The sequence below is a fragment of the Acinetobacter schindleri genome, assembly GCF_010918895.1.
GTDB classification, from domain to species: Bacteria; Pseudomonadota; Gammaproteobacteria; order Pseudomonadales; family Moraxellaceae; genus Acinetobacter; species Acinetobacter schindleri.
The window spans coordinates 2,187,785-2,201,244 of the sequence record NZ_CP044483.1 but is presented as its reverse complement, the minus strand read 5'-3'; the positions used below and the strand labels follow the sequence as shown (position 1 = coordinate 2,201,244).

Genomic DNA, 13,460 nt, shown 5'->3' with positions numbered 1-13,460 from the left:
AGCTTGGTCTCTTTTTTTGTGTCAAATAAATATATTTAAGCCTATAAAATTGTTGCACTATTCTTGTTAATTGAAATTTTCCAGCGCCAACTTATTAATATATTTGAGTTATACATTTATCTTAAATCACTACCAATAAAAAAACGCCTAAGCGGACTTGGGCGTTTTTCTGAATAAACAGGGCTAAATCAGATACCCGCTTTCCATCCATTTACGATTGGGTAACGACGTTCGCGGCTGAAAGCGCGTGAGCTGATACGAGGACCTATCGCACCTTGACGACGTTTATATTCATTCACGTCAACCAGACGAATCACACGTTTTACCACTTCTTCCTCAAAGCCTTTCTCAATGATGTCATCCTGACTCATGTCTTCTTCGATATAAGAGTAAAGGATTGCATCCAATACTTCATATGGAGGTAATGAATCCTGATCAACCTGATCTGGGCGTAATTCTGCCGAAGGTGGACGGGTAATCACACGCTCAGGAATCACTGGTTTGTCTGCAATACTGTTACGATATTTCGCCAGTTCAAACACAATAGTCTTATACACATCTTTCAGTACTGAGAAGCCACCAACCATGTCACCGTACAGAGTGCAATAACCCACAGCTACTTCTGATTTATTGCCCGTCGATAGTACCAGGTTGCCAAATTTATTCGACAAAGCCATCAATAGTGTGCCACGTGAACGAGCCTGCAGATTTTCTTCAGTTGCATCCACTGGAGCATCACCGAAGAACGGATACAGGGTTTGCAGGAAACCATTTACGATCGGGTTGATCTCGGCAATACCAAAAGTCACGCCCAGTGTTTTCGCCTGTTCAGCTGCATCTTCCACACTGATCTGAGCCGTATAGGTGTAAGGCATCATTACCGCTTGTACTTTATCTGCACCGATGGCATCTACAGCAATCGCAAGTGTCAAGGCAGAATCAATGCCACCAGACAGACCTAGAATTACACCCGGGAAGCCAGAACGTTGTACATAATCGCGTGTTGCCATGACCAGGCTTTGATAGATCTCTGCCATGGTGTCAAGAGTAGGGGTAATGCTGGTTTTGCTAAACGCAAGGTTAGTTGCATCATATTCAGCAATAGATAGATTTTCCTGGAAACTTGCTGCTTGCAGCGCAACTTCACCAGATTTATTCAGTACGAAACTCGTACCGTCAAAAACAAGATCATCATGACCGCCGACCTGGTTGCAATATACCAGGTTGATATTGAGCTGTTTAACCAAAGCTGCCATGGTTTCAATACGGTGCTGTGGCTTACCGACTTCATATGGAGAAGAGTTCAGTACCACCACAGTATCAACATTCAGCTGAGCCAGCTGTTGAACAACATTCAGAGACCATACATCTTCGCAGATCAGTACTCCAAATTTATGACCGAGGTATTCAAATACCAGGTGTTGATGACCTTCATTAAAATAACGCTTCTCATCAAATACAGCATAGTTTGGTAAAGTCTGCTTGTTATAAATTCCCAATACCTGACCGTCTTTCATCACTGCAGCAGAGTTAAAACGCTGACCATCTTCAGTCTGGTTGACAAAGCCAAAGACCATTACGATATCTTTGACTTGTGCCAGTTGATCAAATGCCTGTTGGGTACGTTTAGTCAAGCTTGGACGCAGAATCAAGTCATCTGCAGGGTAGCCCAGAGTCGAAAGTTCTGGAAAGATAATCAGGTCAGCATTGCCTTTTTTAGCCAGATTGGCCTGTTCGATCATTTTTTGCGTATTTGCATCGATATTGCCAACATGTGGAGAGAATTGAGCAAGGGCAATTTTAAAACTTTTCATTCCAACTAAATCCTAATCCTGATAGATTTTTTGCACTAATCGGCTATTGTTTAAAATTATAGTTATTTAGCCGAATGCAATCTGGTACTTACATAATGCCAAATGGCGAGAAACATAAACACAATAATAAAAGCTTGATACCTAATCTCATTTTTGGAAATAAAATATCATACAAGAGTTATTCTATCGAAATTTGAAGCAGATGCTAGCGTTGTTTGCATAGATTTATTGTTGAAATGCAACTGGATGATTAAAAATAAAGGGATCACATATTGTTTTGTATCGAATCTGCCTGGCCAGGGCGAAAAGATTTATATATAAAAATTTTAATATATTACTCTCTAATCCGTTTCCTGAATGATATTTGGCAGCTTTTGAAGATAAATATCACGTGCAATATCACCTTGCTGCTCAATATTGTAGGTCCAGAAAGACTTGCCGGGAATATAGGAGTATTGATAAGGATTATAGCGGCCAAAACTCAAAAAATAAGCGGTTTGTAATATCGCGCCACGCAATACCACATTAATGCCATGCTGATGTTGGAAAATATGCGTCATCTCATGAATAAACACTGCACGATAACTTGCAGTCTCTTTGGAATAATCATCTTTAAAAAGTGCATTGCGTACATGAATATATCCACTAGGTGCCATCAGAATATGCTTGGGTTGCCACGGCAGGAAAGGATGGTTCATAACATGCACCTTGCCGTAATCAATCCGGTCTCCAAACACTGAACGGCACATCTGGATTTCGCCCACAGTCAGCTGACGGCATTTAAATTGTGGAAATCCGATCAGTCTTAACAGCAGGACTAAAAAACGATAGGGCATAGTATTTATGAATAGTCAGGATGACCTGATTATAACGGGATTATAGGCTTGGATTTGTAAGCATCTTTATCATTCTATTTAAGACAATAATCTCAACTTTTTATTTGCTGCTGTGCTTAATATTTTCATTGCCCATAAAAAACCGCCCGAAAGGGCGGTTTTTTGGGTCTTTCGACGCGATTCGAATTAACGAGCGATATCGCGTTGAGTTTCGCCAGTATAAAGCTGACGAGGACGACCGATCTTGTAAGGACCGCTGTGCATTTCTAACCAGTGGCTGATCCAACCAACTGTACGTGCAAGCGCAAAGATCACAGTAAACATTTCTGTTGGGATACCAATCGCTTTAAGGATGATACCTGAGTAGAAGTCTACGTTAGGGTAAAGGTTACGTTTGATGAAGTATTCGTCAGAAAGCGCGATACGTTCAAGTTCCATAGCAAGAGCAAGCTGTGGATCGTTGATGCCAAGAGCACCAAGAACTTCGTCACAAGTTTCTTTCATTACTTTCGCACGTGGATCGAAGTTTTTGTACACACGGTGACCGAAGCCCATGAGTTTAACTTCTTTAGTTTTCACTTTTTCCATGAAGCCAGCAACGTTTTCTACAGTGCCGATTTCATCCAGCATCTTAAGAACAGCTTCGTTCGCACCACCGTGAGCAGGACCCCAAAGTGCAGAGATACCAGCAGCGATACATGCATATGGGTTAGCGCCAGTAGAACCAGCTAAACGTACTGTAGAAGTAGAAGCATTTTGTTCGTGGTCAGCGTGAAGTGTGAAGATACGGTCCATTGCTTTCGCAAGGATTGGATCTACTTTGTAGTCACGGTCTGCTGGAGTAGCAAACATCATGTACAGGAAGTTTTCAGCGTAAGTCAAATCGTTACGTGGGTAAACGAATGGTTGACCAACAGTGTATTTGTAGCTCCAAGCTGCCAAAGTAGGAATCTTAGCGATTAAACGAATCGCAGTGATTTCACGATGGTTAACATCTTCGATGTCCAGATTATTGTGATAGAACGCAGACAACGCACCAACAACACCAACCATGATTGCCATAGGGTGAGCATCACGACGGAAACCGTTATAGAAGCGGCTTACTTGATCGTGAACCATCGTGTGGTTACGAACTTTAGCGTCGAATTCTTCTTTTTGCTCAGCTGTTGGAAGCTCGCCATTAAGAAGTAAGTAGCAAGTTTCTAGGTAATCAGCTTTAGTTGCTAACTGGTCAATTGGGTAGCCACGGTGTAAAAGAACACCTTTATTACCATCGATGAAAGTGATTTTAGACTCGCATGCAGCTGTTGCCATAAAACCAGGATCAAAAGTAAAGTGACCTGCAGCCAACACATCTTTAACGTCGATTACATCTGGGCCCAATGTGCCGCTGTAAATTGGTAATTCAATTTCTTTGCCATCAAGCTGTAAAACGGCTTTCTTGCCAGTTGCTTCAGACATTCAATAGATCTCCTGTCCTGGTGAATGTTTATCCGAGTTGTCTATCAATCTTTTAATGTACAAAACGGATGGATCAAAAATTTGCTATAAGATTAGTGAGTACTGAAATTTTGTCAATTATACTTATGGATAAAAAATGACGTTACACAGCGGCTTAGTCACATAATCTCTGTATAAAAAGCTTTATTAAAATCACAGCATCAACGCGCTATAATAAGATAAAACATGCAGGAGGTGCAGAAAAAAATGCATTGTTTGCAGCAATAATCATCATCTTTTAATCGTAAAAAAATGTTTAAAATGATTAGGTTTATAATGATAAAGTGGCTAAAACTATATAAATTTCACTACTTACAGCTTTTTCAAGGGTTGGTAGTTTTTGTCAGGTCTTATAAATAAAAGCACTTAATAGAATATTTGAAAATGTCTGTTTGATTAAAAAATGACTTATTTTTGTTCGATTAAATCATGCTAATTTGATTTATTTGGAGACCTGTTTCACATTTTTAAGTTGAATAGTATAGATCGGTACTGAAATGCGTTTTATCTGCCTAAGTGACGTATTCATTCAACTATTATAAAGATAGTTTTGTATTCACTATTTGGCTTATCATAAATCTTTAAAAAATAGAGGGTTCTGTATAGTTTGAGTGATATTTTCAATCGAGCGCTAAGTGCTTGAATCTTCACCTTTAGTCTAAAGAACAGATGTTTCTATTATATCTCCATATCGGACTAAATTAATCGGCTTTATTATTTAAAAACATATATATAAGTATTGATTAGAAGGCAATTATAAAATTATTGCAGATTAATCTTATTGTTAATGATTCTTATTTAAAGGATTTTTAGCCAAAAAGCTTATGAGAGTTGTTTGTATTTTGATAGTGAGCGTTTTATAATTCAGTGTCGTTTTACGTTTAGGCATGTATTTGTCTAATCAATGCCAGCTTTCCTTCGAATTAATTCCAACAAACTCCGGATGGAGTTTTTAACTACAGGATGCCCGCTGTGAAAAGCAACAGACCTGTCAATTTGTCCATGGGTCAAGTTTTAGAAGTAAACTTAAAATCACCTGTGGCTATTGCATCAATTCTACACCGTCTTTCTGGTGTGATCGTATTCTTACTCGTACCGGTCCTTTTATGGATTTTAGACAAGTCATTGTCTTCGCCTGAAGGTTTTGCTCAAGTGCAAGAAATCTTTAACGGTTTCATCGTGCGTTTTGTTGTATGGGTATTTGTAGCCGGCTTAATCTATCATACGTTTACTGGTATTAAGCACTTACTTGCAGATGTTGGCGTTGCAGAAGAACTGCAAAGCGGCCGTACTGCAGCTACTATTTCATTAATCTTGTCTGCGATCGGTATTGTTGCAGCATTTGTATGGATCGTACTCTAATGAAAAGTGCTACTGGTTTAACGGGTTCAGGTTCTCGCGATTGGTTTCTTCAACGTGTGAGTGCAGTGATTCTAGCTGTGTATACTGTTATCGTTTTGGGTTGGATTCTACTGAATGGTGGCTTCAACTTTGAACAGTGGTACGGCTTTATGATGACTACACCAATGAAGATTTTGTCTTTATTGGCAGTATTCTCTCTTGTTGCACACGCATGGATTGGCATGTGGCAGGTTTTCACTGACTATGTGACTACTCGTCAAATGGGTCCATCAGCATCAGGTTTACGCATTGTATTGACTTCAGCAGTGATTATCGCTGTATTAGCATACGCAATCTGGGCAATCCAGATTTTCTGGGCTTGATAGGAAGAGATCATGGGCGCAATTAACCCTAAAGAAGATTACACAAATATTCCACATGAAACTTTCGATGCTGTCATCGTGGGTGGTGGTGGTTCAGGTATGCGTGCATCTTACCAACTTGCTCAAGCTGGTTTAAAAGTTGCTGTACTGACTAAAGTATTCCCGACACGTTCACACACTGTTGCGGCACAGGGTGGTATTGGTGCATCTCTTGGTAATATGCAAGAAGATAACTGGCACTATCACTTCTATGACACAGTTAAAGGTTCTGACTGGTTAGGTGACCAGGACGCGATCGAGTTTATGACGCGTGAAGCACCTCAAGTGGTATATGAATTAGAACATTTAGGTATGCCATTTGACCGTAACGCAGACGGTACAATTTACCAACGTCCATTCGGTGGTCACTCTGCGAACTACGGTGAAAAAGCGGTTCCTCGTGCATGTGCTGCAGCTGACCGTACAGGTCACGCACTTCTTCATACGCTTTATCAAAGCAACGTGAAAATGGGTACACAATTCTTCGTAGAATGGATCGCACTTGATTTGATCCGTAACGAAGCTGGCGATGTACTTGGTGTAACTGCTATCGATCAGGAAACTGGTAAAATTGCAGTATTCCAGGCGAAAGCTACTCTATTTGCTACTGGTGGTGCGGGTCGTGTTTACCGTGCATCTACTAACGCGTATATCAATACTGGTGACGGTCTTGGTATGGCAGCTCGTGCAGGTATTCCATTACAAGATATGGAATTCTGGCAGTTCCACCCTACAGGTGTTGCGGGCGCAGGCGTATTGCTAACTGAAGGTTGTCGTGGTGAAGGTGCAATCCTTCGTAACAAAGATGGCGAACCGTTCATGGAACGTTATGCTCCAACTTTAAAAGACTTGGCACCACGTGACTTCGTATCACGTTCTATGGACCAAGAGATCAAAGAAGGTCGTGGCTGTGGTCCTAAAGGTGATTATATCCTTCTTGATATGACGCACCTGGGTGCGGATACGATCATGAAACGTCTTCCATCTGTATTTGAGATTGGTAAGAAATTCGCGAACGTTGATATCACCAAAGAGCCAATTCCAGTAGTGCCAACAATCCATTATCAAATGGGTGGTATTCCTACGAATATTCATGGTCAAGTTGTTGTTCCAGAGTCTCCAGAAACTGAAGCACTGGTTACTCACTACGACAAGAATACTGATACATACTCTACTAACCAAGAAGGCCGTAACTTCACTAAACCAGTGAAAGGTTTCTATGCGATTGGTGAATGTTCTTGTGTATCTGTACATGGTGCAAACCGTCTAGGTACAAACTCACTGCTTGATTTGGTTGTGTTTGGTAAGGCTGCTGGTCAGCACATCATCGATTATGTGACTAAACACCACGGTGATGAATATGAGCCGCTTCCTACCACTGTACTTGAGCAAACTGTTGCGCGTATTCGTAAACTTGACGAATCAACGACAGGTGAAAATGCTCAGGAAGTTGCTGATGCGATTCGTGATATCGTTCAAGACCACGCTGGTGTATTCCGTACATCTGCCCTTCTTGAAGAAGGTGTGAAACAGATTCTTGCAATTGAACCGCGCGTGCGCAACATTCACTTGAAAGACAAATCAAAAGTATTCAACACAGCACGTATTGAAGCACTTGAAGTTGAAAACTTGTATGAAGTTGCTAAAGCGACTCTAATTTCAGCTGCAGCGCGTAAAGAATGCCGTGGTGCGCATACGGTGGTAGACTTTGAAGAGTCTCCTGACCATCCTGCATACCCATACGGTCGTCGTGATGATGAGTGGATGAAGCACACATTATGGTTCTCTGCGGACAACCGTCTTGAGTACAAACCAGTGCGTTACCGTCCATTGTCGGTTGATGCAATTCCACCTAAACCACGTACATTCTAATTCGGAGAAGTAAGATGAGTAGAGGTACTCGTACATTTAATATCTACCGCTACGATCCTGATAAGGATGCAGCACCGTACATGCAAACTTTTAAACTGGAATTGACTGACAAGCACCGTATGTTGCTTGACGCACTTCTGGCATTAAAAGTACAAGACGAATCTTTAACGTTCCGTCGCTCATGTCGTGAAGGTATTTGTGGTTCTGATGGTGTAAACATCAATGGTAAAAACGGTCTTGCATGTCTGTGGAACCTGAATGATTTACCAGAAACAATCACAATCCGTCCACTGCCAGGTCTTCCAGTAGTTAAAGACCTTGTTGTAGACATGAATCAGTTCTACGATCAGTACAACAAGATTCATCCGTTCTTGATCAACAATCAGCCTGCACCGCCTAAAGAGCGTCTGCAGTCTCCTGAAGAACGTGAACATCTTGATGGTCTGTATGAATGTATTCTTTGTGCATGCTGTTCAACTTCATGTCCGTCATTCTGGTGGAACCCTGACAAGTTCCTGGGTCCTTCAGCATTGTTGAATGCTTACCGCTTCATCATTGACTCACGTGATACAGCAACTCAAGAGCGTTTGGCTCGTCTTGACGACCCATTCTCGCTGTTCCGTTGTAAAGGCATCATGAACTGTGTATCTGTATGTCCTAAAGGCTTGAATCCTACGAAAGCAATCGGTCACATCCGTAACATGCTTCTAGATATGGCTGGCTAATTCAGACTGCGAATAACAGTTTGTCAAAAAAGCACACCACTTGGTGTGCTTTTTGCTTTATAGGGGCGCTGAAAAGGGTAAAACTAGTTGACAAGCAGAAGTTATCAGCAGGAGCTCTGGTGCAATCATAAAAGGTGATGAATTATTTCAGAGCATTTTACTTAGGTTTGTGCACTAATATGATGTAGTTCGATTTATTTATGATTTTTAGATGTAAAACTGACCTGAAAAAGATTCCCGATAATGTTATTATATAACGCAAGATTGCAAAGGGAGTGGATTGGAAGATTTACTCTCTTTTTGTTTATCAGTGGTATGGTGGATGGATGTAGGACTTTAGTCTACGGAGATTGTGTTTTTCATTTAAAGCTCCCTATGTTAGAGTAATTTCTAGTTGATGTATTTGACTAAAAAACACACATTTCTCGTCAAAAAAATCAATTGATTAGTCGAGATCGTGATAGCATTTAGCATAAGACTATATCCAAAAAATGTAAGGATTAATGTACACTTTTTAAACACGGAAAAACCTAAGAGTGATATATAAAGGTAAGTCAGAGTCGCTTTAGAAAAAATACAGCTTAAGCCTTTGTTTTTTCTAAGTCGATTTGCAAAAAAATTGCCCGGTTTCGATCGGGTATTCGATGAGTGATGATGCCGCTGAGGGGCGTTATTGTTCATTAAACATATCAAGAGTTGCTCTTGGTGTGGTGATAGCGCCTCATGGCTTATGCCTTATGGGGGACTAATGTCATCTTACCAATTTGACATTACTAATCCTGGGTTTTGCTTAAAAAGCATCCTGAAAATGTTTTTGCAATAGGAAATGGGTCCACAAATGCAAGAAGTTGCTGACGCACTGCGTCTTGACACTGAACTTAGCGCTGATAGTGCAGCGTATATTGAAGAACTTTATGAGCAGTATCTGACCGCTCCAGACTCAGTGGGTGCTGACTGGCAGGAATACTTCGGTAAGTTCCCTAAAGGTGACCAACCACACAGCAATGTACGTGAGCAATTCCTACTGTTAGGTCGTAATTCAAGCCGTGTTCAGCCTGTCATTCAAGCGACAGTAAGTTCTGATCACGAGCGTCGTCAAATTGGCGTATTACAACTCATTGCGGCTTATCGTAACCGTGGTCACCAGAAAGCTAAATTAGATCCATTAGGTCTTGCAAAACGCGAACAAGCATTTGACTTAGAACTGGATGCACATGGTTTAACCAAGTCTGATTTAGACACAGTATTCAATACTGGTAATCTTGCGATCGGTAAAGAAGAAGCAACGCTTGCTGAAATTCTTGCTGCATTAGAGTCTACATACTGCGGTACTGTTGGTTCAGAATACATGCACATCGTTGACACCAAGGAAAAACGTTGGATTCAACAACGTCTTGAAGGTGCACGTGGCCAGTTTGGTTTCAACACACAACAGAAAAAACATGTACTTGAACGTTTGACTGCAGCTGAAGGCTTAGAAAAATACTTAGGTAATAAATTCGTTGGTGCAAAACGTTTCGGTGTTGAAGGCGGTGAGTCTTTCATTCCGATGGTTGATGCAGTGATTCAACGTGCAGGTTCTGTTGGCTGTAAAGAAGTTGTAATCGGTATGCCACACCGTGGCCGTCTGAACCTTCTGGTTAACATCATGGGTAAAAACCCGGCTGACCTGTTTGGCGAATTCGAAGGTAAGTCTCTTCATAAGAAAGGTTCTGGTGACGTTAAGTATCACCAAGGTTTCTCGTCTAATGTGATGACTCCAGGTGGCGAAGTACACTTGGCATTGGCATTTAACCCATCACATCTTGAAATCGTTGGGCCTGTAGTTGAAGGTTCGGTACGTGCTCGTCAGGTACGTCGTAAAGACATCGGTGGTGATGACGTATTACCAATCATCGTTCATGGTGATGCAGCATTTGCAGGTCAAGGTGTCAACCAGGAAACCTTCCAGATGTCACAAACGCGTGGTTACACCGTTGGTGGTACAGTGCACATTGTTGTGAACAACCAGGTTGGTTTCACCACTTCTGATCCACGTGATGCACGTTCTACAGAATACTGTACTGACATCGCGAAAATGATTCAGGCACCGATCTTCCATGTCAATGGTGATGATCCGGAAGCTGTATTGTTTGTTGCTCAGCTTGCACATGATTTCCGTCATACTTTCCGTAAAGACGTTGTTATCGATATGTTCTGTTACCGTCGTCGTGGTCACAACGAAGCGGATGAACCAGCTGCAACTCAGCCAATGATGTACCAAGTCATCAACAAGAAAGCGACAACTCGTACTTTGTATGCTGACAAACTTGTTCAAGAAGGCATCCTTGACCGCGCAACTGCAGATCAAATGGTTGAAAACTATCGTTCAGACCTTGAAGCAGGTAAACACGTTGCCAATGCCTTGGTATTAGAGCCGAACAAGAAAATGTTCGTAGACTGGTCTCCGTACTTAGGTCACGACTACACAGACGAGTGGGATACAACTTGTGATCTAGAACGTCTTAAAGAACTTGGTCGTAAAATGCGTGAGCTTCCAGAAGGCTTCGTGATGCAGCGTCAGGTTTCTAAAGTGATTGATGACCGTCTGAAAATGCAGACTGGTGAAATGCCATTGAACTGGGGTGCTGCTGAAACTCTAGCATATGCATCGCTTCTGGACGATGGCTACCTGGTTCGCTTAACGGGTGAAGACGTAGGTCGTGGTACATTCTCACATCGTCATGCAAAACTGCATAACCAGGTAGATGGCTCAACCTATATTCCACTTTGCCATATCAAAGAGAACCAGCCACGCGTTGCGATCTATGACTCATTATTGTCTGAAATGGCAGTACTGGCATTTGAATACGGCTATGCGACGACTCTTCCTAAGAGCTTGATCATCTGGGAAGCTCAGTTTGGTGACTTCGCGAACTGTGCACAGGTTGTGATCGACCAGTTCATCTCATCTGGTGAAACCAAGTGGGAACGTGTATGTGGTCTGACTATGCTTCTGCCACACGGCTTCGAAGGTCAAGGTCCAGAGCATTCATCTGCACGTCTGGAACGTTTCTTGCAACTATGTGCTGAAGACAACATGCAAGTGATGACTCCAACTACACCTGCACAGATCTTCCACGCGTTACGTCGTCAGGCGATCCGCCCGATCCGTAAACCAATGATCATCATGTCACCTAAATCATTGCTTCGTCACAAATTAGCGGTATCTAACCTGGAAGAATTGGCTAACGGTACATTCCAGACTGTGATCGACGAAGTAGATAACATCAACAAAGCAGACGTAACTCGTCTAGTACTGTGTGGTGGTAAGGTTTACTACGATCTGGTTGAAAAACGTCGTGAAAAAGAATTGAACAACACTGCAATTGTACGTATTGAACAATTGTATCCGTACCCAGAAGCACGTCTTGCAGAAGTTCTTGCTCAGTATCCAAACCTGAAAGAACTGGTTTGGGCACAAGAAGAACCGAAAAACCAAGGTGCTTGGTTGTTCATCGCGCCTCGTTTATATGACGATGTGATGAAAGCGGGCAAACAAATCCGTATTAGTTACGCAGGCCGTGAAGCTTCAGCTGCACCGGCGTGTGGTTCACCATACTTGCATGCAAAACAACAAGCTCAGCTCGTTAACGACGCTCTAGCGATCGATGCTGAATAATCCAGGAGATTCTAAATAATGGCAACCGAAATTAAAGCACCGGTATTTCCAGAGTCAGTTGCGGACGGTACGATCGCAACTTGGCACAAACAACCAGGTGAAGCAGTATCACGTGATGAAGTGATCTGTGATATTGAGACTGATAAAGTTGTTTTAGAAGTTGTTGCTCCTGCTGACGGTACAATTGCATCAATCATCAAAAATGAAGGCGACACAGTGCTTTCTGCTGAAGTGATTGCACAATTCGAAGAAGGTGCTGTTTCTGGTGCTGCGCAAACTCAAGCAGTTCAATCTGAATCTGAAGCATCAGTAGAACAAGCAGCTGCGAAAACTGAAGCAGGTAATGCACCGATCGTTGAGCGTCAACAGGTTCAAGACCAAGCACCTGCAGTTCGTAAAGCGTTAACTGAATCTGGTATTGCTGCATCTGACGTATCTGGTACAGGTCGTGGCGGTCGCATCACAAAAGAAGATGTTGCAAGCCACCAAGCGAAACCAGCGGCTCCTGCTGCTGCACCGTTAAGCGTTGCAGTTGGTGAACGTATTGAAAAACGCGTTCCGATGACTCGTCTTCGTAAACGTGTTGCTGAACGTCTGCTTGCTGCAACTCAAGAAACAGCAATGCTGACGACGTTCAACGAAGTCAACATGAAACCAATCATGGAAATGCGTAACCAGTACAAAGATGCGTTTGAAAAACGTCATGGTGCGCGTCTAGGCTTCATGTCATTCTTCGTTAAAGCGGCGACTGAAGCGCTTAAACGCTACCCAGCGGTGAATGCGTCTATCGATGGTGACGACATCGTTTACCATGGTTACTATGACATCGGTGTAGCGGTTTCTTCTGACCGTGGTCTGGTGGTTCCTGTACTTCGTGATACAGACCGCATGAACTATGCTGAAGTTGAAAATGGTATCCGTGCATATGCTGGTAAGGCACGTGAAGGTAAACTTGCAATTGAAGACATGACTGGTGGTACTTTCACAATTACCAACGGTGGTACTTTCGGTTCATTGCTTTCAACTCCAATCTTGAACACGCCTCAAACTGCGATTCTGGGTATGCATAAAATCCAGGAACGTCCTATGGCAGTGAATGGTCAAGTTGAAATCTTGCCAATGATGTACCTAGCGCTTTCTTATGACCACCGTCTAATCGATGGTAAAGAAGCTGTAGGTTTCCTTGTAACAATCAAAGAATTGTTAGAAGAGCCAGCACGTCTTATCCTTGATCTATAATTTTAGTTTTTAAGAATAATTAGAGCGAGTTCGAAGCGATCCTTTGAACT

The 13,460-nt window shown here is 42.2% G+C and carries 9 protein-coding genes; 6 read left to right on the top strand and 3 right to left on the bottom strand.

Annotated features, from left to right (window positions below):
- Positions 1–188: 188 nt before the first annotated feature.
- From FSC11_RS10600 to gltA, 3 genes are all read right to left on the bottom strand, one after another.
- Entirely contained in the window at positions 189–1,814 is a 1,626-nt protein-coding gene (locus FSC11_RS10600; RefSeq protein WP_048882296.1) for an NAD+ synthase, read from the bottom strand.
- Between the two features lie 341 nt (positions 1,815–2,155).
- Entirely contained in the window at positions 2,156–2,650 is a 495-nt protein-coding gene (locus FSC11_RS10595; protein ID WP_171521717.1) for a hypothetical protein, read from the bottom strand.
- Positions 2,651–2,836: 186 nt separating this feature from the next.
- The gene (gene gltA / locus FSC11_RS10590) at positions 2,837–4,111 is read right to left on the bottom strand and encodes a citrate synthase (RefSeq protein ID WP_008301877.1); all 1,275 of its coding nucleotides are present in this window, start codon (positions 4,109–4,111) and stop codon (positions 2,837–2,839) included.
- Positions 4,112–5,113: 1,002 nt separating this feature from the next.
- Between gltA and sdhC the strand changes: the two genes are divergently transcribed.
- The 6 genes from sdhC to odhB all read left to right on the top strand — a co-directional run bounded on the left by sdhC (position 5,114) and on the right by odhB (position 13,410).
- Positions 5,114–5,512, top strand: a complete 399-nt coding sequence (sdhC, locus tag FSC11_RS10585) for a succinate dehydrogenase, cytochrome b556 subunit (RefSeq protein ID WP_008301879.1) — start codon at positions 5,114–5,116, stop codon at positions 5,510–5,512.
- On the top strand, positions 5,512–5,874 hold the full coding sequence (gene sdhD, locus FSC11_RS10580; protein ID WP_163166787.1) for a succinate dehydrogenase, hydrophobic membrane anchor protein: 363 nt from the start codon (positions 5,512–5,514) through the stop codon (positions 5,872–5,874). The genes sdhC and sdhD overlap by 1 nt, the downstream gene beginning before the upstream one ends.
- Positions 5,875–5,886: 12 nt before the next feature.
- Positions 5,887–7,785: an FAD-binding protein gene (locus FSC11_RS10575; RefSeq protein ID WP_004810838.1), complete on the top strand. Its 1,899-nt coding sequence runs from the start codon at positions 5,887–5,889 to the stop codon at positions 7,783–7,785.
- 14 nt (positions 7,786–7,799) lie between these two features.
- Positions 7,800–8,510 carry a succinate dehydrogenase iron-sulfur subunit gene (locus tag FSC11_RS10570; protein ID WP_004810837.1) on the top strand — a complete coding sequence of 237 codons (711 nt, stop codon included), beginning with the start codon at positions 7,800–7,802 and terminating at the stop codon, positions 8,508–8,510.
- A gap of 838 nt (positions 8,511–9,348) precedes the next feature.
- Positions 9,349–12,171, top strand: a complete 2,823-nt coding sequence (locus FSC11_RS10565) for a 2-oxoglutarate dehydrogenase E1 component (RefSeq protein ID WP_205681839.1) — start codon at positions 9,349–9,351, stop codon at positions 12,169–12,171.
- A gap of 18 nt (positions 12,172–12,189) precedes the next feature.
- Positions 12,190–13,410, top strand: coding sequence for a 2-oxoglutarate dehydrogenase complex dihydrolipoyllysine-residue succinyltransferase (odhB, locus tag FSC11_RS10560; RefSeq protein ID WP_103800602.1), 1,221 nt, complete (start codon positions 12,190–12,192; stop codon positions 13,408–13,410).
- The last annotated feature ends 50 nt before the right edge of the window (positions 13,411–13,460 follow it).